The sequence below is a fragment of the Youngimonas ophiurae (nom. illeg.) genome (genome assembly GCF_049803795.1).
Classification (GTDB): Bacteria; Pseudomonadota; Alphaproteobacteria; order Rhodobacterales; family Rhodobacteraceae; genus Thalassobius.
The window spans coordinates 82,318-105,234 of the sequence record NZ_JBNAGJ010000006.1 but is presented as its reverse complement, the minus strand read 5'-3'; the positions used below and the strand labels follow the sequence as shown (position 1 = coordinate 105,234).

Here is a 22,917-nt window from a genome sequence, read left to right as displayed (position 1 = left end):
CGTCGGTCAGGATTACAGGATGTCGTCCGAAGCGCCGCGCGCGCGGCCCTCCAGCCCGAACAAAGCGCGCAGATCGGTCAGCGTCACCACCAGCTGCGCCAGAACCGCCACCGACAGAAGGCACGTCGCCGCCCACCACCACGGGCCGACAGGCCATTGCAGCACCCAGGTTTTTTCTCCGCTATCGGTGATCGCCGCCGAATAGGGCACGAATTGCCCCACCATCAGCACGAAAAACAGCAGCACAGCCGCACTGGCGAACAGGTTCAGTAGCAGGCGCACCACCTGCGGCGACATGCTGCCCAGCACTTCGATTGAGATGTTCTGCTTGAGCATCAGGCTCTGTGGAATACAGGCCGCGATCACCACTGCCATCACCACGGCACTGACATCGTTCACCCCTTGCAAAGGGTAGCCGAAAAAGAACCGCAGCAGAATATCCAGCGTGACCATCATCGCCAGGACCAGCAGCCCGGCAAACCCTGCCAAGGCCAGAATATAAGTCATCCGCTCGGTCAGGCGGCGCAGCGTGTCGTACATGTTTTTCCTCCCAGAATGCGTGTCGGGGCGGGCCACAGCCGCCCCCGGCGCATATGTGCGCGTTTGTTGACATTTTGTCGCAGCGGTGCAAATTGGATGCGCGAATCGTTCACTAGATGAACATTAAGGAGCCCCAAATGCCTGTTTTCAAACCCGTTCGTGCGTTGGAGCGCGGTCTCGACATTCTGCAAGCGGTGAATGAACAAGACGGGATGCGCACGCAGGACATTGCCCGCCACACGGAATTGCCGCGCGCCACCGTGTTCCGGCTGCTGGAAACACTGGAGGGCATGGGCTTTGTCAGCCAGTCGCCCTCGGACGATACCTGGCACCCGACATTGCGGTGCAATCTGCTGAGCTCGGGGTTTCTGGACAAGGCCTGGGTGGGGCAAATCGCGATGCCCGAAATGACCAAGCTGGGCAAGAAAATCCTGTGGCCGCTGGATCTGGTCACGCTGGCCGATGCCGCGATGCAGATCCGCGAAACCACGCATAAGATCAGCCCTTTTTCCTTTGACGTGGGCATGGTCGGCAAGCTGATCCCGATGCTGCACACTGCGGGCGGGCACGCCTATCTGGCCTTTTGCCCCGATGACGAACGCGAGGCCCTGCTGGATACGATGCGCCGAACCGGCAAGCCCGAACACGAACTGGCCCATGATCCCGTCGCCATTCAGCAGATCATCGACCGCACCCGCACCCAGGGGTTCGGAACCCGAACCGAAGGATACAAGGGGCACACCTGCTCGATCTCGATGCCTGTCTACCAAGAGAGCCGCCCGATTGCCTCGCTGACGGTGGTGTGTCTGAAATCGGCCATCGGCTATGACGAAATGGTGCGCAAATATGCGCACCGTCTGCGTCGCACCTGCGACATGATCGGGGCTGAGGTGACACGCACGGCCGCCATATAGGCGGCGGCGCTTAGGCCAGAACCGCCGCATAATCGGCCAAAGCCCGCGCCAGTTCCGAAGGCGCAATCGCTGCCGCGACATAGCGATCCGGGCGCACCAGCAAAATCTGATCACGATGCGTGCGCAGGGATTTCGCACGCCCGTCCTGTGTACCGCCCCCCGGCAAGCCCCGCAGATCAACCGCGCCCCAGGACAGCACCGTTTTCGACAGCGGCAACCCGCCCAGTTGATCCTGCACCAACCCCGCCAAAGCATCCGCTCCGGCCTGATCCTGCGCGATCAACGCAAAGCCCGCGCCCAGCAGCATATCCAGTTTCTGAACGCCCTGCGCCGTGTCTACATCGGGCTGAGCGATCATCTCACCCACGATCGAGGCCTCGAAGGCCTGCGCCTTCAGATCCAGAAACAGGCCCCGGTCATATCGCGGGCGGGGTTTGAATTTCATTTTCAGGAAATAGTCCTGCACCGCCGGGAATGGCACCAAGGACTTCATCAATTGCTCGCGAAAGGCCAGTTCCTCCTGGCCGATGGGCATCACGATATCGCCCATCACCACGGCCAGCTGGATCATCGCCCAGGCCGGATCGCGCCGTTCGTCAAAATAACTGTCCAAGGCGGTATCCCCCGCCCCGCCCTTCACCACCGAGGCCAGCTTCCACGCCAGATTCCACGCGTCCCGCAGCCCCGCATTCATCCCCTGCCCGGCAAAGGGTGGCGTCAGATGCGCGGCGTCTCCGGCCAGCAGAATGCGCCCTTCACGGAACTTGTCGGCAATGCGCGCGTGGAAGGTGTAAATTGTTTTGCGAATAATATCGGCATCCGTGATCGTACGAAACGGCGCCAGCAATTCAGCCACGAAATCGGCCTCAAGCACCTGTTCGTGGGTTTCCCCCGGCAGCAGCATGAACTCGTACCGACGGCCGCCATGAGGCGCGGGCACCGACACCGTGGGACGTTTATTGGAACAGTGAAACCACGAATGGCGCACCTCATCCGGGTCATTCAGCGTGTCGATCACAATCCAGTCCTGCGCATAGGTCGAGCCCTGCATCGCAATGCCCAGGCTTTCCCGAATCGGGCTGCGCCCCCCGTCCGAGGCCACTACATATTGCGCGCGAATGCTGTGCTCGGCCCCGTCAGCGCCCCGCACCACCACGGTGATGCCTTCGCCGTCCTGCGTCAGGCTTTGCACCTCGCTGTTGAATTGCGCCGAGCAACGATCCGTCGTTTTCAGACAGTCATGCAGCGCGTATTCCATTTCCGGCTGATTGATGAAATGCCGCTTGGCAAAACCATAGGTTTCCGGCCCCGATCCGACCTTGGCAAAGGTCGTGCCAGCGTCATCCACATAGGCCGCGCCCTCGCCGGGGATTGTGCCCGCGACATAGGTTTTGTCCGCCCCGAACACCTGCAAGGTGCGCGCCCCTTCGTCATCCAGCACAATGGCGCGAGGGATGTCCATGGGGGCGCTGTTGCGCTCCAGAATGATCGAGTCCACCCCGTATTCGGCCAGCAACAGCCCGGTGGTCAGGCCCGTCGGCCCCGCGCCAACGATCACAACGGGAATCTCGGTGGGATAGGCGGTCATGTTTAGTGCTCCTCCGCTCGCCCGCAGCTTTGCGCGGGCTGTCTGTCATTGTCGGCTAAAGAACGAAACGCGCGCGCCGCCCGCTACGGTTTCGTAGGCGCGCGTTCGCTGTGTGAACGCGCTCAGCCATGCGCCAGCGCCCGGTCCGCCGCCGGGCGCGCCCGCAGCCGTGCCAGCAAGGCGCGCAGGTTTTCCGCCATCGGCAGCCCGCCCTGATCCGCCCACCGCAGCAGGTAAAACACCGCACCCTCGACGATGCTCAGCCGTCCGAACAGGAATTCCTGATCGCCCAGACGTTCGGACAGATAGGCCAGGCCCTTCTCCACCTCGGCGCGGCCATGGGCCTGTAATGCGGCCTGTCCTGCCGGATCGGCCAGGAATTTCTGAGGCACTTTCAACAGGGTAAAGCCGCGCATATGCAAACTGCCCACCAGGAAATCCAGCATCTCCAGCATCCGTGCCTGCTGTTCCAGATCGTCCCCGATCAGCCCCGTCTGCGGATGCGCACGCCCCAGCCAGAACGCGATCGCCTGAAATTCTGTCAGGACCGAGCCATCCGCCCGCCGCAGCGCAGGCACCTTGCCCTTGGGGTTTTGCGCGCGATATTCAGGGGTTAGCTGCGCCTTGGTTTTCAGGTCAATGATCTGCACGTCATACTCTGCGCCGATCTCCTCCAGCAGAAATGCGATCCCGTCCGAGCACGACCCAGGCGCATGAAACAGCCGCATCATAGCGCCAACCGCTTGCGCGCCTCCGCGCAGGTGGCCAGATCAAAGCCCAGATCCTCCAGCATCCGCCGGCCCTTGGTGACCATCGCCGCGTTGGACGGAGCCAGTTCACCGCGTGACAGCCACACGGCGTCCTCCAGCCCGATGCGCACCTGCCCGCCCGCGATGGCCGACATGGCCAGCATCGGAAACGCCCACCGGCCCGTGCCAAAGCCCGTCCAGATCGCGCCCTCGGGCAGCAGGCCGCGCGCATATAGCAATGTCTCGGGCGAGGGCTGGAACCCGTATTTGATCCCCATCACCAGCGAACACAGCGGCGCCGGGCGCAGGCTGCCCTCCTTGATCAGATCGTTCATCAGGGCGATGTCACCGCTGTCGAACAGCTCCACCTCGGGGCGCACCCCGGCGTCATAGATCATGTCGGCCATGGCCCGCACATTCGCAGGCGTATTGATCACCACCTCGCTGCCAAACACCATTGTGTTCAAGTCCAGCGTGGCGATGTCGGGGCGGATCTGCACGATATGTTCGACCCGTTTTTCGGGCACCAGCAGGTTGGTGCGCGGTCCGGCCTTGGCCGGGTCGTCCTCGGACGGGTGATAACGCCCGCCATTGCCCGTGGTCAGGTTGATGATCAGCTCGTCAGTCACATCGCGGATGCGCTGCACCACCTCGGCGTACAGCGCCACCTCCATCGAGGGCAGTTCCGTCCCCGGATCGCGCACATGAATATGCACAATCGCCGCCCCTGCGCGCCAGGCATCCAGTGCCTGCTGCGCGATCTCGGCCGGGGTAATGGGCAGGTTAGGGTTATGCGTGCGGGTGGTGAAATTGCCCAGCAGGGCACAAGTCAAAATGACAGAGGACATGCGAACCGGGTCTCCTCTTCGCGGGTTCGTGGGTTTGGGTATCATCCGCCAATCCCGCACGCGCCCCCACGCTGACTTGCGCATGCTTCACTCTGTGAACGGATCAGACCCGCGCCGCGCGCCCCCACAGGCCCGCGATCCCCGCACAAACCACCAGCAGAAACACCACCGATCCGCCCAGCCCCCAGCGATCTGCCGCCAGGCTCAGCCCCAGCGCCATCACCGAGGTCGAGGCCGTGACCGCCACCATCCACAGGCTCATGATGCGCCCGCGCAGGTGGTCCTCCAGCCCCGATTGCAGCCCGATCTGAAGGCCCACGGCAACATAGGTGCCGCAAAACCCCGTCACCACAGCCGCCGCCAGAGCCGCCGGAAAAACCGGCGCCCAGACCAGCGCAATCGCCCCGGTAAATCCCAGCGCCAACGCCGCCCAACGCCCTCGGCCCTGCGCCAGCAGCCGTGCCCCCGCGCCCACTTGCACCAGCGCCGCCACCAGCGCCCCCGCCCCGATGGCCGAGGTCAGCAGGCCCAGCCCCTCGGCCCCGCGCTGGAACTGGCCGTCCGCGATCAGCGCCAGCAGCTCCATCACCGCGCGCACCGGGCCCAGCCCGGCCACCGACAGGATCAGCACCGCCCGGATCGGCCCCGGCCCTAACGCATGGCGCAGCCCGGCCCGGAAATCCGCCCATAGCGCCGTGCCACCGCCAGCCCGGACCTGTCGGGGCTGCAACCCGCCCTGCAACAGAAGGTTCGGCACGAACAGCGCAATCACCACCAGCACCGTCACCTCGGCCCCGATCCGCGCAATCAGCACCCCACCCAAAGCCGGCGCAATCGTCCGCCCCAGGTTGAAGTTCAGCGCCGACAGCGCCACGACTGACCCAATCAGCCGCTTATCCACCAACCGCGGCCCGATGGATTGGCGCACGGGGTGATATAGCGCCAGCACCACGCCAAAGCTCAGCGCAACAGCCAGCAGAACCGGCGGCGTCAACACCCCCGCCGCCATCGCACCCAGCATCAGAACCGGACACACCAGCAACCCCACAGAGACCCAGCGAAACGCGCGCTTGATGTCAGAGCGGTCCGTCACAGCCCCCATGATCGGCCCCGCCACCGCGACGGGCAGCAGGCTGGCCGCCGCCACCAGCCCCACGAACGAAGCCGCGCCGGTCATGTCCCAGGCCAGCCACGACAGCAGCACGCGGAAAATCCACATCCCGTTCACACCAGACACCGCCCCGGCATAATAGCGACGGAACATCGGCACGCTTAGGGCGGTTTCAGCCATCCTGCGCCTCCGATGCCTGCCCTGCCGCCCTAAGCGCCGCGATCATATGCACCGGGTCAGGAACCGAGCGCGCAAAGAACGTCATCCCCAGCGTCGCCACCAGCCGCCCCTGCGCCCACACCGGCACCGCCAGGGTCGAGGTCTGCGGCCCCACCGACGGATCGCGCCGGGCAAAGCCGCTGGTGCGCACCCCGTCCAGAATCTGCTCTAGCCTGGGGCGGGAAAAATCCGGGGCGGTGCTGGGCAGGCGCTCGATCACCCCCAGCAGGTAGTCGCGTTCCTCATCCGGGCAGAAGGCCAGATAGGCGCGGCCATGCGCCCGCCGCGCCAGGCTCAGACGCCGGTTGATCGTGGAATGGATGTGCGCCAGCGGACTGGCCGGGATCGTGCTGTAACGCACCACCATCGCATCCCCGTCCAGCGTCGCAATCGAGGCCGGCCACAGCCATTCGCGTGTCAGCGCATCAGCCCGCGCCGCCAGCCGCTCCAGCGCGGCGGGCAGCCCGTGATGGCCCGCGCTCAGCGACAGCACCTTATCGGTGACGCAATAGCCCGACAGCCGGTCCACCTGCCGGACATAGCCCAGCTGGATCAGCGTCTCCAGCGCCCGTACCAGCGTGGCGCGTGGCAGGCCCGTCCCCGCCGCCAGATCACGCAAACGGGTGATCGGCTGCCGGTTCAGCAGTTCCAGCACAACAAAGGCCTTCTCGACCGATTGCACCGCCTTGTACGACGCCATACCGCCCCCTTTCCTGCCCGTCCCATACGCCCGCCCGCGCCCGCGCGCATCCCCAAAGAGAGCCATGTTTCACCTGGTGAAACAAGCTTTCGGGCACCGCGCCGATCCGCACAAGGCCGATTACGTCTTGAAGGAACCAACCCAAGGATACCCTATGTACGACCCCTCCGATCCGCGCGCCGCATTGATCCGTACCGCCAAACCCTCCGGCCCGTTTTGCGCGCCGCAGGCTGGCGATTTTTCGACCCTGACGCCAGACGAAACCGGCCCGGCGCATAAAACCTGGTACTGGCGCGCGCAGGCCGTGATTGCCTGCTGTATCGAGCTGGATGGTGAACTGACCATCAACCGCCCCGCCCAACCGGACGAATATGTCGCCCTGACGCTGGACGACATCACGCTGGACATCACCGCAGGCGAAACCCGCACCATCCCCGGCAACCACCTGACAATCCTCCCCCCCGGCGCCAGCACGATCATCGCGCGCGGCACCGGCACGCTGACCTTGCTGTTTTCGCCCCGCGCCACCGATCTGGCCGCGAAATGCCGCAACACGCCCGAGCATAACCCGCGCATCCCCGCCTTTCAGCCCTGGCCCGACCCGCCCGAAGGCTTCAAAATCCGCGCCTACGATCTGAACATCGCCGCCGAACCCGGCCGCTTTGGCCGCATCTTCCGCTGCACCACGATGATGGTGAACGTGCTGGACCCGCGCATGGGCCCCCGCGACCGCACCAAGGTCTCGCCGCATCATCACGACGATTTCGAGCAAGTCTCGCTGGCCCTGCGCGGGGCGTTCAGCCATCTGATGCGCTGGCCCTGGACGCCCAATATGGACCACTGGATCAAGGATAAGGCAGTGGAGGTCGGCAGCCCCTCGGCCACCGTGATCCCGCCTCCCGCGATCCACACCAGCCTGTCCACGGGCCCCGGCGAGAACCAATTGATCGACATTTTCGCGCCGCCCCGGCTGGATTTTTCCCTGAAACCCGGCTGGGTTCTGAACGCCGCCGATTACCCCCTGCCCGCCCATGCCGGAGGCCAAAATGTTTGACGCCGATCGCCTGCACCTGACCCGCATTCTGGAAACCCAACTGCACGATTACTGGTACGACGTAGATTTCAACTGGGGCCGCACCGCGCATCTGTATTACACCCAGGACGGCGTGTTCGAGGCGTCCTCGGGCAGCCTCTACGAGGGGCGCGAGGTTATCAAATCCTTCTACCAATACCGGCTGGATCGGGGGGCGCGCACGGCCGTTCACTCGGTCAGCAACTTTCGGGCCTTCCGCACCGGGGCGACCACCGCCACCAGCACCTGGTATATGCAGCTTTTCGCCTGCGACGGCACCCCGCCCCACGAAAGCGCCCCGCCCATTCTGCTGTCCGCGATGGAGGATAAGCACCTCCAGCAGCCCGATGGCACCTGGCTGTGCCAACACCGCCTTTTCAAGACCCTGTTCAAGGGCGGCGTCCCCACCACCCGCCTGCCCGGCGTGCCAATGAAAGGCCCCGAATGACCCGCACATTTACCACCCGCTTCACCGCCCGCCGCGGCCTGCTGGGCAGTTTCCTGAAAACCCCCGCGGCGCAACCCGTTGAAATCCTGTCGAAAACCGGCCTAGATTTCATCGTCATCGACGAAGAGCACGCCCCCTTCAACCCCGAAACCGTGGATCACATGATCCTGACCGCCCGCGCCACCGGCATCGCGCCCTTAGTGCGCGTGCCCAACACCGACGCCATCCTGCGCGTTCTGGATTGCGGGGCCGAGGGGGTGCTGGTGCCGCATGTGTCCACCCCCGAGAAGGCCGCGCAGATGGTCGATGCCTGTTTCTACCAGATCGGGCGGCGGGGCTTTTCGCCCTCGGGCCGTGCGGGGGCGTATGGCGGCGTGAAGCGCTGGGACCACATGCGCGATCAGGACGCCACTATCGCCGCCATCGCCATGATCGAGGACGCCGAGGCGCTGGATCATCTGGACGCGATCTGCGCCACGCCGGGCCTGACCGGCCTGTTCATCGGGCGCGGCGATCTGACCGCCGCGCTGAAGGCCGATGCCCCCACAGATGCCATCGTCACCGATGCCGTGTCCGCCATCCTGTCCGCCGCCAAACGCGCGGGCAAACCCGTGATGATGATGGTCGAAAGCCCCGCCCTGGCGCAGGGTTTTGCCGATCAGGGGGCCACGGCCTTTATCACCGGCTCGGACCAATCCTATCTGAAACGCGCAGCCGCCCAGGCCGCTGCCGACTACGCCGCCTTCCGTCACGGAGACTGACATGCCCCTGCCCACAGCGAACCCAAACCCGCCCTTCAACATCACCCGCGCCAGCCATGTCGTGCTGACCAGCGCCGATCTGGACGCCACCCGCGCCTTCTATGAACAGGCGCTGGGGTTCGACGTGACCGACCAGACCAGCGACCGGCTCTATCTGCGCGGGATCGAGGAGCGCGGCCACCACTCGATGGTGTTCCACAAACAGGACGGCCCGCGCCAGTGCCTGCGCATGGGCTACCGGATGTATACCGATGATGACATCCGCGCCGCGCACGATCATTTCCTGGCCGAAGGGCGCGACGCCAAGCTGGTCCAGATCGAGCATCAGGGCCTGACCCTGCATGTCACCGATCCCGTCGGCGTGCCTCTGGAATTTGTCGCCACGATGGAGCAACGCCCCCGCGCCCTGCAACAGTTCCACCGCCATCGCGGCGGCAAGCCCATGCATTTCGACCATACGCAGATCTACTCGCATGACGTGCCCGCCGCCATGCACTGGTACATGGGTCTGGGATTCCGCCTGACGGAAATCATCGGCCCCGAGGGCGTTTCCGAGCCCCCCGCCGTCTGGCTGCAACGCAAGGGTGGCACGCAGGACGTGGTTTATAACACCGCGCCGGGTCCGCAGTTACACCATTGCGGCTATCACGCGCCGGGGATCGCGGACCTGATCCACGCCGCCGATACCGCCGCCGCTTTGGGATTTGCCAAATCCGTGGAACGCGGGCCGGGGCGACATGGGATTTCCAACGCGCTGTTCATGTATTTCCGCGACCCCGACGGCCACCGGGTGGAACTGTTCACCGACCATTATATGGCCATCGACAGCGATTTTCAGGTCATCCGCTGGGATCCCAAAGACCCCGCCAAAGCGCAGACCTGGGGCCTGCCCGGCACCCGCCGCTATTATACCGAGGCCGCGCCCTTCGCCGGATCGGACATCCGGAAACCCGCTGGCGCAGGCGCGATCCTGACGCTGGAGGACCACCTGACCGAAGACGCCAAACGCCCCTATACCTGACCTGCGGACAAATACCCGCAACCGCCCTTAGACAGGCCGCGAGGCCGGTCAAACGATCGGCGCACTGATGTCCACAGCGGTGCCGGCCGGGTCTCGTAGCATCAGGCGCCGCTGACCATAGGACAAATCGGTTGGCCCTTCGATAATTTCAGCCTGCATAGCAATTGCCTGTCTTTGCACGTTCTCGACGGACGCCACCACAAAGGTCAGGATAACACCGGATGGGGCGGCTGCCACGCCCTTGGGGATTGTGTCGTGGTTTCGGTCCAGAATACCAAGCTCGAAACCCGGCATTTCCTCATGAGCCAAAATGACAAACCAGCCAAAATCCCCGGTCCGGCTCATGCCCAGTAGCTGTTCGTAGAATTGTGCTGTCGCGGTGACATCGCTGGTCAGTATATTTGAAAAAGCGCGCTTCACGGTTCAGTTCCTCCAACGACATACACAGGTGTATCTTGCCTACAGCATACATTAGTGTATGTCTAGGCCATGACTGATCGCGCACTGACCGCCGAAGACTGGCTGAACCTGGCTTTGCAAGAGCTGAAAGAACACGGTTACACCGCTTTAAAAGCCCAGCCTCTGGCCAAGAAACTGAACGTGACCCGTGGCAGTTTCTATCATCATTTCGAAAGCCTTGAGGCCTTTCATACGGCTGTGATCGCGCATTGGTCCAAAAGCACCAGCGGCCAAATGGCCCAAGAGGCACAGGACATCGGCGAAGCGCATGAAGCTCTGGACAACTTGCTTCAGAAGACACTTTGCTCGGGCGAGGCCCTGGAACGTGCGATCCGGTCCTGGTCCACAGTCACACCTTTCGTGGCCGAAGCCGTGGAACGCGTCGATCAGGAACGGATCGGCATTGCCGAGACGCTTTTGCACAAAGCCGGCGTGCCCAGGCCGGTTGCAAACGCGCGCGCCAAGGTGCTCTACTGGGCTGCAATCGGGCGCCTGATGCTGCCGTTTCCGCAGAACAATGTGTTGTCATGCCCCGAAATCTCGGGGCTGGCCGCGCTTATGACAAGGAAATGAATTCAGGCGGACACTGACGCAAAAAGAGGCCCTGCACGCCCAAAGTTGGCGAACAAGGCATGGCGCCCTGTTCGCGTTTCAGCCAGATTATCCCGCCGAAAGGGCAGCATATACGGCGCTTTCGAAGTCGGTATACCCAGGAAAAGAGACGCCATCGGCAAACGGCAGGATTTGGGTGGCCCAATAGCCTCCGATCCCGTTTTGACGATCAATCCAGTAGTAGCTGTTCGCCAGCCCCGCCCAACCAATCGACCCGGCCGGCCGGCCCGTCGGCGCGTCTTCTGAGTTAACCATGAAGGTATAGGCCCAATCCTTCTTCAGACCGGGCCAGAATTCGGCATCGTTGGAAAGCGACGGAATGACACCGGGAAGCATTGTAACCTTCTGTGGCGGCACCAGAGCCCCTTTGACAGCCCATTCAACGGTTTCCGGCGCAAGCACCCGCCCGTGCGGACCGGCCCCATCGTTCAGCCACATCCGAATGAATTTCATATACTCCGGCACCGTCGCATACAGACCATGGCCCCCCATATCAATTTCAGGGTTATCGGGCAGCGCGAAATCATCCATCGGGGTCAGGCTGCCATCTGCACCACGCGCGTGAATGGTGGCGGTGCGCGTCTTCATCTCTGGCGTTCGGGTAAAGGCGATGTCCTCCATGCCCAGAGGGTCAAAAACGCGGTCCCGCATGACCTCGCCCAGCCTTTTGCCACGAATGCCTTCGACCACCTGCCCGACCCAATCTATATTGGTGCCGTATTCCCATTTTTCACCCGGATCGAACAGCAGCGGCGTCTCGATGGACGCGCGCGACGCACTGACAACCGAAGGCTGACCATGATCTTCGGCCAGACGTTTGTAGACCTCATTAAAGAAATCATAACCAAACCCGCCCGTGTGCAGCATAAGCTGACGAGTTGTGACATCGGTCTTGGGCGCGCGCAGACGGGACGTGCCGTCGGCCTCGAACCCCTGGATCACCTGAAGCTCTCCGATCGCCGGGGCGTATTCCCTGGCCGGAGCATCAAGATCAAGCAGCCCTTCCTCGACGCATTGCAGGGCCGTCGTGCCCGCGATGGCTTTGGTGGTCGAGAAAATGGCAAAGACCGTATCCTCGGTCATGGGGTGCCCCCCGATCCGGCGCGCGCCCGATGCGCCGGAATAGATGTCGCCCTCACGATCCGTGACCATGGCAACAACGCCGGGCACGCGCGCAGCGCCCGAGGTCGAACTATCAAGAACCGCGTCGCAGCGCGATTTGATGTTGGAAATATCGCTATCTTTCATTGGTTCCTCCCTTGAAACACAAGGGAATCTATCGACCGTTTGCGCTGGCGACTGTCCCCAACCGGCACAGGCTGTTCGATTTCGGAAGCAAAATCAGCGCCGCGCCCCGTGCCTGCCGCTGCGGCGCGCGCGCGTTTGCGAGGGCAATTCACCGAAACGCGCACGATAGCGGCCGGCCAGCGCGCCAAAGTTGGAAAACCCCCAGCCCGCGGCAATCTCGGTCACTGTCAGGTCTGCGGGGGCGGCCACCAAATCGGCGCGCAACCCATCGAGCCTGCGGGCCGCAAGGAACGCCCGCGGAGACAAACCCCGGAAGCGTTGGAACCCCCCTGACAGCGTGCGCGCAGAAACGCCCACACGCTGCGCCACGTCACCGATGGTGGGGGCGTCGCGGGCTTCGGCCTCGAAAATCTCCTCGGCGCGGCGGACATAGCCGGGGGCTGCGGCACGAGCCCCATCTTCGAGCTTCAGACCAGCACCCGCCGCCCACTGGCGCAACAGTTCCACGCAAAGGATTTCTTCGATGTGACGCGCCAGCGCGGCATCAGCACAGAGCGCCCCCGAACGCGTCAGTGCTCGGGCTGCATAATCCAGCAGCGCGGGCCAGGCCGTGTTCCCTCCACCGATCTTGACACGGCTTGTCCAAAGCCGGTCATCCGGAACGAAACCAAGCCAACGCTCGGCGGTCTCTTCCATGACAGCATGTGGAATCGTCAGATTAAGCTGCATGTGATCCGGGGCGGCCTCCAGCCAGTATTCGGCCCGCGAACAATCAACGACAAAGCTCTCGCCCTCGCCCGTACTGACAGAGCCGCCATCGGTTTGGTGATCCAAGGCCCCCCTGATGGTATTCAGGACAAGGATGTTGCCGGCCTCGGGGTCAAACCTGTCAAGATGAATGCCGGTGCCATAGGAAAACCGTGTCATGGTCATCCGCCCTGCCTGTGCCGAGATCAACGTGGCATCAGGACGGGACAACCGATCAAGCGGCCGCACACGATAGGGCATGTAGACCGAATTGCAAAACGCCTGCACTTCGTCCCAATCGGTCGAATGCGTGTGGTCGCCGTGTTCGATTGCATCACCAATGGCGTCACACAAAAGAGCTTGTTCCAGCAAGGCTCCCTCCTCCCTGAGAGAGTGATGTTCAGGGGTCATAACATGCTTGCCCGGCTTTACCTAGCGTTGGGCACACCCGCGCCCAAAGACCACACGGCCGCATATGGCCGGGGATCTGCCGCGGCCTGTTCGCGTTTGAACCTTTCCCCCTCAGGCCGGCACTCATTGGCAAAGGCCCTCCGGTTGGGGCCGCCAGATCGCTGCCATAATCGGAGTGCGCATCCCATGATCAAATGGATCGGCCTGTTTTTTGCCCTTGTCGTGCTGTCTGCCCCTCTGATCTGGCAAATTGCCCGCACGGCCGAGCCCGGTGCCACAGCAACCGCAACACCGCCCGCGACGGTGGACGCCAATACCGTTGCCGCGCTTGGGGCCGAAATTGAGGCGCTGAAACAGGATGTTCAGGCATTGCGCAGCCGGGTGGACGGGCTCGATTCTCGGACGGCGATCGGTCTTTCCGCCGCCAGCCAGGCCCGCGCGCCCCGTTCCCAGCCACAGGCCGCCCCGCCCTCTCGTTCCGGCGACACGCCCCAGGCTGACGGTTTGCGCAACAGTTTCGATCAGATCGTGCTGATCGGCGACCGCCGCAACGCCAATGAAGGGCTGACTGTCGCCTCGCCCTCTTTTCTGCGCAACACCTTCGGTCTGCCCCGGCCCGACCTGACCCAGAAATGCCAGCCCATGTCCAATCCGCGCCTGCGCGCCCTGCTCAGCACGGAAGATGTTGGCCCGATCCGCGTCCGGATGCTGAAGCCCGCGATTGCCTCGCTGCGCAAAGTTTTCGCCGAGGTGCAGGCCTTTGAACCCGAGCTGTATGACAGGCTTGCCTCATCCGGGTCGCTGTGCGTGCGGCTGATCCGCGGGTCTTCGTCTTTTGCGTCGGCCCATGCCTATGGCCTGGCAGTAGACATCAATATCGGTGGGGCTCTTGATAATTTCGCCGATGGCAAAACCCAGCTTGGCCTGATCCTGATGGCCGATTTTTTCCACAGCGAAGGATGGATCTGGGGGGCCGGGTTCGGCCGCGAGGATTCCATGCATTTCGAGGTCAGCCGCGAGAAAATCCAAGAATGGCGGGAACTGGGGCTCCTTTAATCGGAGCGTGAACCTTTTTGCCGGCTGGCCGCACTTACCCATCAAACGGATCTGCAAACAGGAGACGACCAATGGCCAATTTCAACGGCAGTTACCAAGTCGAATGGGAAGACCGCGTAAAATACTTCAACAAAGAAGCCAAGCTTACCCAGACCCCCGTTATCAAGACGGTTTGGGCTCCTAAGGTCTATAACCCCTTCTACAAGAAGAAAAAGATCGAGGATACCAAGCTGCAAAAGGTCTTTGGCCATTTGGACAAGACCTATACCAACATGTTCCGCGTCCCGCCCAAGGAATTCAAACTTGCCGCCCAGGAGTTCAGAAAAGCCATCGAAGCGGCAATTCGTCAGGGCAATAAGTCACTGGCAGAGATAAAAAAGCAGTTGGAGGCCAAGAACGAGGTCAAAATGATGACCGCGACCGAAAGAAAGCAGCACGAAAAGAATGTCGCGAACCTGAGCAAACTCTATCAGCGGGATTTGGAGTCTGTCATCTATACGGCCCAAGCCGCCTTGTTCAGGGAAGTGAAACTGCGCAACGAAAAGGGCGAAAGAGACGAACCAGGGCGCGCACGCTTAGCGACTGATGCCAAGGCACGCAAAAAAGCGATTCACTCCACGATCGTCAAGGGCCTGGCCTGGTTGAACAAACTGGACCGCGATCCCACGGTAGATAACTTCAACGTGGGGTTTGGGAATGTCTGCCGCGATATTACCTCTCAGATCGAACTGTGCCGCGAAGTCTTTACCACGCCGCATGACAAAAAGATGTTTGATACCGCCGACAAGCTTCTTGTGCCTTTTGGCGACTACAGAAACCATCTGCGCGACGAGGTGGGGCCCGAGGGGGTCATGGAGACCTCGGCCAAAATGCGCAAGGTCATGCTGGCGCTGGAACAATGGGTCAAGTCCGTCAAGTCATGATCCACACAACACGGCGCACAGACCCGCGGCAGCCCCCTGCCGCGGGTTTTCCTTTTGCGGGGCACCGTTGCGCTGATTTATGCCAAAAAACTGACCGTCCAGTATAAATACAACGGTTTTCAAACGCTCTTTTCAACGCTCCGCCCCCCGCAACTGCCGCAAGGTCAACTTCGCGATACACCCCTCCCGCGTACCACGTCGCAAAAAATCCAACAGAGCCGTGAACCTCCGGGCCGTTTCCGGGGACTAACGCTTAAGGACGAGGTTAGAGACCCCACAATGCGAAAGCCAAAGCTAATATCGAGAAAGGGCACTGCGGCCAGCGCACCGACTGACGATGCGCTGCTGGCGGCAATCGCCCAAAGCGACATCACCGCCTTCGAACAGTTGCACCGCAAGTATTTCCCCAAGCTGATGCATTTTGCCCGGCGCATCACGTCGAATTCCGAAATTGCCGAAGAGGTCGCCAATGACGTGCTGATGACCGTCTGGCGCACCGCCGATCGGTTTGAAGGGCGCTCAAAGCCCTCGACCTGGATCTTCGGTATCGCCTATCGTGTGGCGATGAAGCAGCGTGGCCGTAATGAACGCCACGCCGGCAATATCGAACTGGACGAAGGTCTGGTCGCGGATGGCATCGACACCGAACAGACGGTTATCCGCAGCCGAGATCTGGCACGCGCCATGGCGCAGCTCAAACCCGAGCAGCGCGCCGTGGTCGAGCTGACCTATTTCAACGGCTATCTCTATACCGAGATCGCCGAAATCCTGGACTGCCCGGTGGGCACCGTAAAGACGCGGATGATGACCGCGCGGCGGCACCTGCGGAAAATCCTCAACGAAGGCGAAGAAGTGACGGCCCCCAATGAGCATAAAGTTGCCTGAATCCACCGACTCCGGCGCGCCGGAAGATACCGATACCATTCGGGAACTCATTCCCTGGTACGTGAACGGAACCTTGCCCGAGGATGAGACGCGTCTTGTCGAGGATGCGGCCAAGGCCGACCCCGGTATCGCCCGCGAAATCAGCCAGCAACGCACCCTCGCTAAGAAGGTCGCGACCGAAGACCCTTTTGACGTGCCCCTCGAACGCAGCTGGGAAAACCTGCGGGCCCAGGCATTGGCCGACATTGCCGCCCGCAGCCCCGCCACCCCCTGGTATCGGCGGTTGCTTGGCCGGATCGAGGGGCGCATTGTTTCGGCCATCGGTGCCGCGGCCCTGGCCTGCGCTGCGCTTGTCCTGGTGGTGCAGATACAGGGGCCGGGGAACGACGACTTCATCACCCTGACCGCCCCGCCCGACGGAACCGAGCAGGTGATCAAATTCCAGCCCAGCGGACAGCCCGATGCCAAGGCTCTTGCCGCTTTGGGTGTTCTGTCCATCCATGGCCCGTCCGAATCCGGGGTCTACACCGCGCTGGTGGCCGAAGATGCCGATATCGCGGCCATCGCCCGTGCCATGATGGCCCGCGAGGATATTCTCTTTGCCGCGCCCGAGGGCAGCCAATGACCCGCGTTATCCTGCTGTTCGTGGCCCTGCTGGCCGGTTTTCTGTCTCGGCCCGCGCAGGCGCAGGACTGGCGGCTGGTGGATGCCAACGCCATCTCTCCCGGTGCTTATATCGTGCTGACCATCCCTACAGATACGCCCGAGACCCTGACCGCGGTCGCCGCCGCCCTGTCCGAAGACTATGACATTCCGCTGACCGCCGAATGGCCGCTGAATTCCATTTCTGTCCTCTGCCTTGTCTATGATGCCAGCGCCAGCCCCGATATCGAAGCGCTGCTGACCGCGCTGCGGCTGGATACCCGTGTTCGCACCGCGCAGCGCGTCCGGGGCTATTCCGTTTCCAGCAGCCAGGGGGCCCGCTCGCTCTTGCCGGCGCAATGGGCGATGCACCGGATGAATGTTCTGGCCGCTCATGCCGCCAGCACCGGCGCAGGTGTGCGTGTCGGTATCGTCGATAGCGCCATCGACCGGACCCACCCCGACCTGAGCCACCGCATGGCCGACACCCGTGATTTTGTCTCGGTCATCGCCACCCAACAGGCCGAGGATCACGGCACAGCCGTCGCCGGTGTGATCGGCGCCGACGCGCAACAGACCGGCCTTTTGGGTGTTGCTCCGGGCTCGGAGATGGTGGGGCTGCGTGCCTGCTGGCAAACCGACACTGGCGGGCAATGCAACAGTTTTTCGCTGGCCCGTGCAGTAAATTTCGCCATCCTCAATGGCATTGACGTGCTTAACATGTCCCTCGGCGGACCGGACGATCCGCTGCTGACCGAGCTGATCGAGGCCGCAATGGCCAAGGATATGGTCGTCGTGGCCGCCGCTGGCGAAACCGAGGAAACCGTGTTTCCCGCATCGCTGCCTGGCGTGATCGCGGCGGGCCGGGCCGGGCCGGGGCGCATCCCCGCGCCGATGACCGACATCCTCAGCACTGCGCCGGGCGAAAGCCACCGCTATGTCTCGGGCTCTTCTATCGCGACGGCCCATGTGTCCGGTGTCGCTGCGCTGGTGCTGGCGGGTAATCCCGACATGCCCACGGCCGATGTGGGGCCGCGCCTTCTGTCTGCGGTGGACGACGCCCCGCAGGGCCCAATGCTGGATGCCTGCCGCGCCGTTCTGGGCAAGGAGTGCGCAGAATGAAGCCAATCACGATCCTGCTCCGCGCCCTTGTGCTGATCGCTCTTGGCCTGCCGTCTTTGGCTCAGGCTCAGGACGACCTGCGCATCATCGCCCTGCTCGTTACCGCGGGCGCGGCGCCTGAACGGGCCGATCAGATGGCCGAGAGCCTGACCCGGATCGACGCAGAAACGCTGCGGGTGACAGACCCCAGCAATGCCGCCCTGCGCGCACAGATGCGCCGCTTTGCCAAAGAGGCCGAACAGTCCGACGCGGCCATCGTCTTTATTGATATGCCGATGGTATCCTTTGAAGACCGGAGCTTTGTTCTGCCCACCGGCGCAGGGCTAGGCCGGCCGACAGATCTGTTCACACAGGCGGTGCCGCTGCGGGCCTTTTCGCGGATCACAGCCCTGTCCGAACGCGGCGGCGCGGTGATTGTCCTGGGCGCCCCCCCGTCCAGCCCGCTGCCCGAAGGCGTGGCCCCCACCAGCACGGCTCAGGCCGCCCAGCCCGGCCTGAGCGAGATACTCTTTGTGCCTGCAAATCAGGCCGATCCGCTGCTGCGCGCATTCGATACGCAGATTGGCAATCCGGTCCGTGTCGATCTGGCGAAAGTGCTGCCCGCCCTGGCCCGCACCCCAGGCGCAACCCTGTCTGCCCCGCCCCCCAGGCCGATCGTTCTGAAGGCCCCCATCCAGGTCAATCCGCAGCCAAAATCAGTAAGCGCCGTCGCCACGCCCGCCCCCGCACCGGCCCAAACGGCCACTCCCGCCGCTGCCGCCCCCTCTGTGGAAGAGCTTGAAATCTTGGAGAAATCTCTCTCGCCCGCGATCATCCGGCGATTGCAGCGGGTCTTGCGCAAACTGGGCCATTACCCCGGCCTGATCGACGGGATCGCGGGCAAGCAAACGCGCTCTGCCATCACCGCATTCCAGGCCGAACGGAGCGAAAAAGAAACCGGATTTCTAACGCCCGGACAGCTAAGCGATCTGCTGGCCCGAACCTGACAACACAGCATTATGAATGGATAGCCGACGATGGGACTCCGCCTGAAATACAACGCCGTCCTGCTTGCCGCTATGGTCCTGGGGATCGCCGGAGCGGTGGGGCTAAGCTATGAAACGGTCCAGCAAAGCGCGACCCGAGACGTGGAACGCGAGGCCCGGCTGATGCGCGCCAATGCCAAGGCCGTGCGGGCCTATACGGTCAAACATATTGACCCGCTGCTGATCGAAGATGGCGCCATCCTGTTTCAACCCGAGGCAGTGACGTCTTTTGCCGCCCGCACCGTGTTTGACACCGTGGGCGCCGAATTCCCGCAATATACCTACAAAGAAGCCGCGCTGAACCCGACAAACCCCGAAGATCTGCCCACCCCGCTGGAACGGGACATGATCGAACAGTTCCGATCAGATTCCACCCTGGACCAGCTCTCGGCCGAGATCGAGGATGAGAACGGACGGTTTCTGGCGATGGCCTTCCCCATCGAGATCGAAAACCCCGGCTGCCTGAACTGCCACTCCACCCCCGACATTGCGCCGCCCGCGATGCTGGATCTTTATGGCAGTGAAAATGGCTTTGGCTGGGAATTTGGCGAAACCGTGGGCGCGCAGATCATCACCGTGCCGACAACGCTGATCGCCCGGCGCGCCGAAGAAACCGCGCTGCTGGTTGGCTCGGCCTTGCTGGCGGCCTTTGGCCTGGTGCTGATCCTGACCAATCTGCTGCTGTCTCGGGTTGTGATCCGGCCGGTAAGATACCTTACCGATATGGCCGAGCGCGTGTCCATGGGCGATTTCAGCGTGCCCGAATCTGCCAGCAAATCGCGGGATGAAATCGGGTCTCTGGCCGGGTCTTTCAACCGGATGCGCCGCAGTCTGGAACGGGCGATGGCGATGCTGGAAAGCAATGAGTGACAAGACCGTCATACGCCACCATGCGCCCATCCGGGTGGGCAAATATCTTCTGCGCGGGAAATTGGGCGAAGGCGCGATGGGGGTGGTCTATGATGCGCATGACCCCGACATTGATCGGCCCGTCGCGATCAAAACGGTGCACCGCCACCTGATCGAGGCCGCCGGCGCCGAGGACTGGCTGGAACGCTTCCCCCGCGAGGCGAAGGCCGCAGGCCGTGTTCTGCACCCCAACCTTGTCACCATCTTCGATTTTCTGGTCCATGACGGGCTGCCCTATCTGGTGATGGAGCGGCTCGAAGCGTCGTCCACGCTCGAAGACCGGCTGGCCGATCCGCGCGGGCTGCCGCTAGAGGACGTCCGCGACATCGTCGTGCAGATGCTGGACGGGCTTGACGCTATTCATGAGGTGGGGATCGTTCACCGCGACATGAAGCCGGCCAATGTCATGCTGGCCAGTGCCGGGCGGCTGAAACTGACCGATTTCGGCATTGCCCGGATCACCAGCGCCGAACGCACCGGCGCGGGCATGATCGGCACCCCCGCCTATATGTCGCCCGAGCAGTTCTCGGGCGGGGATGTCGATGCGCGGGCGGATATTTATGCCGTCGGTGTCGTGCTTTACGAGATTCTGACCGGAAAGTTGCCCTTTCAGAAAGGCGGGATCGAGGCGGTCATGATGGCAGGCAAGGGCCAAGCCCCCGCCGCGCCAAGCGCATGGGTTCCCGACCTGCCCTCCGCGCTGGACGATGTGGTTTTGCGGGCACTGAGCGCCGATCCGGCCGGCCGCTTTGCCAGCGCCGCCGAGATGAAAGCAGCATTTGAAACATCGCTGGCAGGCACCCCCGGCAGCGATGTCACGCTGGTCGCGCGTACCAAGGCCCCGCGCCCGGCCGCAGGCACGATGATCAGCCGCCTGTCCGGCGCGGCGATGTCAGGGTTGGAACAAAGCCTGGTTGCCCGGATCGGCCCCATGGGCCGCATTCTGGCCCGCCGCGCCGCGCAGTCCGCCTCCAGCCAGGATGCGCTGATGGAACAGATCCTGTCCGAGGTCTCGGAAGGGTCCGAACGCGAGGATCTGCGCCGCGCCATCGCCCGGCATCTGTCCAGCAACACAGGCCGCACCGGCACCCCCGCGATCACCCAGGCCGATCTGGCCCATATCATCGCGGCCCTGACCCCCCATCTTGGCCCCATCGCCGGCACCATGGTGCGCCGCCACGCAAGCAGCGCCAGCTCTGCCGAAGACCTGCTGGAGACGCTGGCCGACACCCTTCCTGACGCGGCCGAGCGGGCTGATTTCCTGTCTCGCGTCAAACACCGGCACCCCTGAAAGGACATGACATGATTGACCTCGACAGCTTGCTCTGCACCATAGACGAGCACGCCCCCAGCGGCGAGGATCTCGAATATGATCCTGAATTCAATGCGTTAGAAATCGCCAACAAACCAGGCGAGGAACGGGTGATCGGCGACAATGTGATCCCCGCCGAAGACCCCGATTATGAAAACGTCGCACAGCTGTCGATGTCGCTTCTGGCGCGGTCTCATGACCTGCGGATCGCCGTGATCCTTGCCAATGCAGTGTTGCGCACGGGGGATTTTACCGCTTTTGGCGCGGCTTTGCGGTACATCCATGGCTGTCTGGACAGCTATTGGGACAGCGCGCACCCGCAACTGGACGAGGATGACGGCGACCCGACAATGCGGGTGAACGCGGTGCTGGGCCTGACCGCGCAGGACGGGGTGCTGCGGTCATTGCGGCTGTGTCCCTTGGTCAGCAGCCGGGGCTATGGGCAATTCGGGCTGCGGGATATGCAGATTGCCTCGGGCGATCTGAACGTCCCCGAAAGCGAGACACCCAGCGACCCCCAGACCATCGCTGCCGCCTTCCACGAAACCGATCCCGATGATCTGGCCGCGATGATTGAAACGGCGGATACGGCGCTGGAAACCACGCGGGCGATCTCGGCGATTTTTGACGCGCAGATCGGCGCTGAAGGGCCCGATCTGTCACCGCTGGAGAAGATGCTTTTCGACATCAAACGCCGCATGTCGGCCCATGGCCCCGCCGATCTGACAATCGACATGGAAGAGGACGAGGAAACCGCAGACACCGCCCCCTCTGCCCCCAGCCAGATCACCGCGCCCGGTGCGATCACCTCGCCTGCGGATGTGCGCGCCGCGCTGGACCGGATCATGGACTATTACCGCCGCTACGAACCCTCCAGCCCGCTGCCTCTGGTGCTGGAACGCGCCAAGCGGCTGGTGGGGGCCGATTTCCTGACCATCGTGCGCGATTTGGCCCCCGAAGGCATGAGCAACGTAAGAAATGTCGGCGGCATTGAACCAGATGACGATGACGAGGGCACATACGACTAGGATATGGCCCCTGTGGGTCGATGACAGTCCATCAAAGAGGAAATGATCATGGCCAGCAGCCAGAAATTCATCGCCCGCAACCGTGCCCCGCGGGTTCAGATCGAATATGACGTCGAGGTCTACGGCGCGGAAAAGAGCATCCAGCTTCCGTTTGTGATGGGGGTGCTTTCGAACCTTTCGGGCAAATCCGAAGAACCGCTTCCCGCCGTGGGGGACCGCAAGTTCCTGGAAATCGACGTGGATAATTTCGACAGCCGGATGAAATCCATCAAGCCACGCGCCGCGTTCAACGTGCCCAATACCTTGACGGGTGAGGGCAATCTGTCGGTCGATCTGACCTTTGACAGCATGGACGATTTTTCACCCGCAGCCGTGGCCGAAAAGGTCGAGCCGCTGAAAAAACTGCTCCAGGCGCGAACCGAATTGTCGAATCTCAGCACCTACATGGACGGAAAGACCGGCGCAGAAGAGCTGATGGCCAGGATCATCAACGATCCGGCGCTGCTGAAGGCTCTGAGCTCTGCGCCCGCAGCCTCAACCGAAACCTCCGCCGAATCCGAGGAATAG

General features: G+C 62.8%; 25 protein-coding genes. 16 read left to right on the top strand and 9 right to left on the bottom strand.

The features are described 5' to 3' along the window. Window positions 1-12: 12 nt before the first annotated feature. A complete protein-coding gene (locus ACP15O_RS13975; RefSeq protein WP_425096728.1) occupies window positions 13-540 on the bottom strand; it encodes a TRAP transporter small permease in 528 nt (175 codons plus the stop codon). 137 nt (window positions 541-677) lie between these two features. Between ACP15O_RS13975 and ACP15O_RS13970 the strand changes: the two genes are divergently transcribed. After that, window positions 678-1,454 carry a helix-turn-helix domain-containing protein gene (locus tag ACP15O_RS13970; RefSeq protein WP_425096727.1) on the top strand — a complete coding sequence of 259 codons (777 nt, stop codon included), beginning with the start codon at window positions 678-680 and terminating at the stop codon, window positions 1,452-1,454. 10 nt (window positions 1,455-1,464) lie between these two features. Here ACP15O_RS13970 and mhpA read toward each other — a convergent pair whose 3' ends face one another. The 5 genes from mhpA to ACP15O_RS13945 all read right to left on the bottom strand — a co-directional run bounded on the left by mhpA (window position 1,465) and on the right by ACP15O_RS13945 (window position 6,669). Continuing rightward, a complete protein-coding gene (mhpA, locus tag ACP15O_RS13965) occupies window positions 1,465-3,042 on the bottom strand; it encodes a bifunctional 3-(3-hydroxy-phenyl)propionate/3-hydroxycinnamic acid hydroxylase MhpA (protein ID WP_425096726.1) in 1,578 nt (525 codons plus the stop codon). Between the two features lie 122 nt (window positions 3,043-3,164). Further along, complete coding sequence (locus ACP15O_RS13960; protein WP_425096725.1) at window positions 3,165-3,773, bottom strand: glutathione S-transferase family protein; 609 nt, start codon at window positions 3,771-3,773, stop codon at window positions 3,165-3,167. After that, entirely contained in the window at window positions 3,770-4,639 is an 870-nt protein-coding gene (locus ACP15O_RS13955; protein ID WP_425096724.1) for a beta-keto acid cleavage family enzyme, read from the bottom strand. Before ACP15O_RS13955 ends, ACP15O_RS13960 begins: the two co-directional genes overlap by 4 nt. 103 nt (window positions 4,640-4,742) lie before the next feature. Next, the gene (locus ACP15O_RS13950) at window positions 4,743-5,930 is read right to left on the bottom strand and encodes an MFS transporter (protein WP_425096723.1); all 1,188 of its coding nucleotides are present in this window, start codon (window positions 5,928-5,930) and stop codon (window positions 4,743-4,745) included. Then, window positions 5,923-6,669, bottom strand: coding sequence for a DNA-binding transcriptional regulator (locus ACP15O_RS13945; protein ID WP_425096722.1), 747 nt, complete (start codon window positions 6,667-6,669; stop codon window positions 5,923-5,925). Before ACP15O_RS13945 ends, ACP15O_RS13950 begins: the two co-directional genes overlap by 8 nt. Window positions 6,670-6,823: 154 nt before the next feature. Between ACP15O_RS13945 and ACP15O_RS13940 the strand changes: the two genes are divergently transcribed. Genes ACP15O_RS13940 through ACP15O_RS13925 form a run of 4 tightly spaced genes read left to right on the top strand, consistent with a single transcriptional unit; the run spans window position 6,824 to window position 9,971 of the window. Then, window positions 6,824-7,723, top strand: a complete 900-nt coding sequence (locus ACP15O_RS13940; protein WP_425096721.1) for a cupin domain-containing protein — start codon at window positions 6,824-6,826, stop codon at window positions 7,721-7,723. Further along, window positions 7,716-8,189 carry a nuclear transport factor 2 family protein gene (locus ACP15O_RS13935; protein WP_425096720.1) on the top strand — a complete coding sequence of 158 codons (474 nt, stop codon included), beginning with the start codon at window positions 7,716-7,718 and terminating at the stop codon, window positions 8,187-8,189. The genes ACP15O_RS13940 and ACP15O_RS13935 overlap by 8 nt, the downstream gene beginning before the upstream one ends. After that, the gene (locus tag ACP15O_RS13930; RefSeq protein WP_425096719.1) at window positions 8,186-8,950 is read left to right on the top strand and encodes an HpcH/HpaI aldolase family protein; all 765 of its coding nucleotides are present in this window, start codon (window positions 8,186-8,188) and stop codon (window positions 8,948-8,950) included. The genes ACP15O_RS13935 and ACP15O_RS13930 overlap by 4 nt, the downstream gene beginning before the upstream one ends. A gap of 1 nt (window position 8,951) precedes the next feature. Continuing rightward, window positions 8,952-9,971, top strand: a complete 1,020-nt coding sequence (locus ACP15O_RS13925; protein WP_425096718.1) for a VOC family protein — start codon at window positions 8,952-8,954, stop codon at window positions 9,969-9,971. Window positions 9,972-10,019: 48 nt separating this feature from the next. On the opposite strand, the gene ACP15O_RS13920 is transcribed toward ACP15O_RS13925, so the two are convergent. Then, complete coding sequence (locus ACP15O_RS13920) at window positions 10,020-10,391, bottom strand: VOC family protein (RefSeq protein ID WP_425096717.1); 372 nt, start codon at window positions 10,389-10,391, stop codon at window positions 10,020-10,022. A 69-nt stretch (window positions 10,392-10,460) separates the two neighbouring features. Here ACP15O_RS13920 and ACP15O_RS13915 point away from each other — a divergent pair, with 69 nt between their 5' ends. Next, window positions 10,461-11,003 carry a TetR/AcrR family transcriptional regulator gene (locus tag ACP15O_RS13915; protein ID WP_425096716.1) on the top strand — a complete coding sequence of 181 codons (543 nt, stop codon included), beginning with the start codon at window positions 10,461-10,463 and terminating at the stop codon, window positions 11,001-11,003. A gap of 87 nt (window positions 11,004-11,090) precedes the next feature. Here ACP15O_RS13915 and acmB read toward each other — a convergent pair whose 3' ends face one another. Both acmB and ACP15O_RS13905 read right to left on the bottom strand, forming a co-directional pair. After that, window positions 11,091-12,290 (bottom strand): methyl acetate hydrolase AcmB, encoded by a 1,200-nt coding sequence (acmB, locus tag ACP15O_RS13910; protein WP_425096715.1) that lies wholly within the window; start codon window positions 12,288-12,290, stop codon window positions 11,091-11,093. Between the two features lie 93 nt (window positions 12,291-12,383). Continuing rightward, window positions 12,384-13,409: an AraC family transcriptional regulator gene (locus ACP15O_RS13905; protein WP_425096714.1), complete on the bottom strand. Its 1,026-nt coding sequence runs from the start codon at window positions 13,407-13,409 to the stop codon at window positions 12,384-12,386. A gap of 225 nt (window positions 13,410-13,634) precedes the next feature. On the opposite strand from ACP15O_RS13905, the gene ACP15O_RS13900 reads away from it, so the two are divergent. The 10 genes from ACP15O_RS13900 to tssB all read left to right on the top strand — a co-directional run bounded on the left by ACP15O_RS13900 (window position 13,635) and on the right by tssB (window position 22,917). After that, a complete protein-coding gene (locus ACP15O_RS13900) occupies window positions 13,635-14,504 on the top strand; it encodes a M15 family metallopeptidase (protein WP_425096713.1) in 870 nt (289 codons plus the stop codon). A gap of 71 nt (window positions 14,505-14,575) precedes the next feature. Next, on the top strand, window positions 14,576-15,427 hold the full coding sequence (locus ACP15O_RS13895; RefSeq protein WP_425096712.1) for a hypothetical protein: 852 nt from the start codon (window positions 14,576-14,578) through the stop codon (window positions 15,425-15,427). A gap of 279 nt (window positions 15,428-15,706) precedes the next feature. Further along, entirely contained in the window at window positions 15,707-16,312 is a 606-nt protein-coding gene (locus ACP15O_RS13890) for an RNA polymerase sigma factor (protein ID WP_425096711.1), read from the top strand. Continuing rightward, window positions 16,293-16,937 carry a hypothetical protein gene (locus ACP15O_RS13885; RefSeq protein ID WP_425096710.1) on the top strand — a complete coding sequence of 215 codons (645 nt, stop codon included), beginning with the start codon at window positions 16,293-16,295 and terminating at the stop codon, window positions 16,935-16,937. The genes ACP15O_RS13890 and ACP15O_RS13885 overlap by 20 nt, the downstream gene beginning before the upstream one ends. Then, on the top strand, window positions 16,934-18,076 hold the full coding sequence (locus tag ACP15O_RS13880; protein ID WP_425096709.1) for a S8 family peptidase: 1,143 nt from the start codon (window positions 16,934-16,936) through the stop codon (window positions 18,074-18,076). The genes ACP15O_RS13885 and ACP15O_RS13880 overlap by 4 nt, the downstream gene beginning before the upstream one ends. After that, window positions 18,073-19,062: a peptidoglycan-binding domain-containing protein gene (locus ACP15O_RS13875; protein ID WP_425096708.1), complete on the top strand. Its 990-nt coding sequence runs from the start codon at window positions 18,073-18,075 to the stop codon at window positions 19,060-19,062. The genes ACP15O_RS13880 and ACP15O_RS13875 overlap by 4 nt, the downstream gene beginning before the upstream one ends. Window positions 19,063-19,092: 30 nt before the next feature. Beyond that, entirely contained in the window at window positions 19,093-19,971 is an 879-nt protein-coding gene (locus tag ACP15O_RS13870; RefSeq protein ID WP_425096707.1) for a c-type heme family protein, read from the top strand. Beyond that, window positions 19,964-21,301, top strand: a complete 1,338-nt coding sequence (locus tag ACP15O_RS13865; RefSeq protein WP_425096706.1) for a serine/threonine-protein kinase — start codon at window positions 19,964-19,966, stop codon at window positions 21,299-21,301. Before ACP15O_RS13870 ends, ACP15O_RS13865 begins: the two co-directional genes overlap by 8 nt. Window positions 21,302-21,312: 11 nt before the next feature. Continuing rightward, window positions 21,313-22,350 carry a type VI secretion system protein TssA gene (tssA, locus tag ACP15O_RS13860; protein WP_425096705.1) on the top strand — a complete coding sequence of 346 codons (1,038 nt, stop codon included), beginning with the start codon at window positions 21,313-21,315 and terminating at the stop codon, window positions 22,348-22,350. A 45-nt stretch (window positions 22,351-22,395) separates the two neighbouring features. Further along, entirely contained in the window at window positions 22,396-22,917 is a 522-nt protein-coding gene (tssB, locus tag ACP15O_RS13855; RefSeq protein ID WP_446033528.1) for a type VI secretion system contractile sheath small subunit, read from the top strand.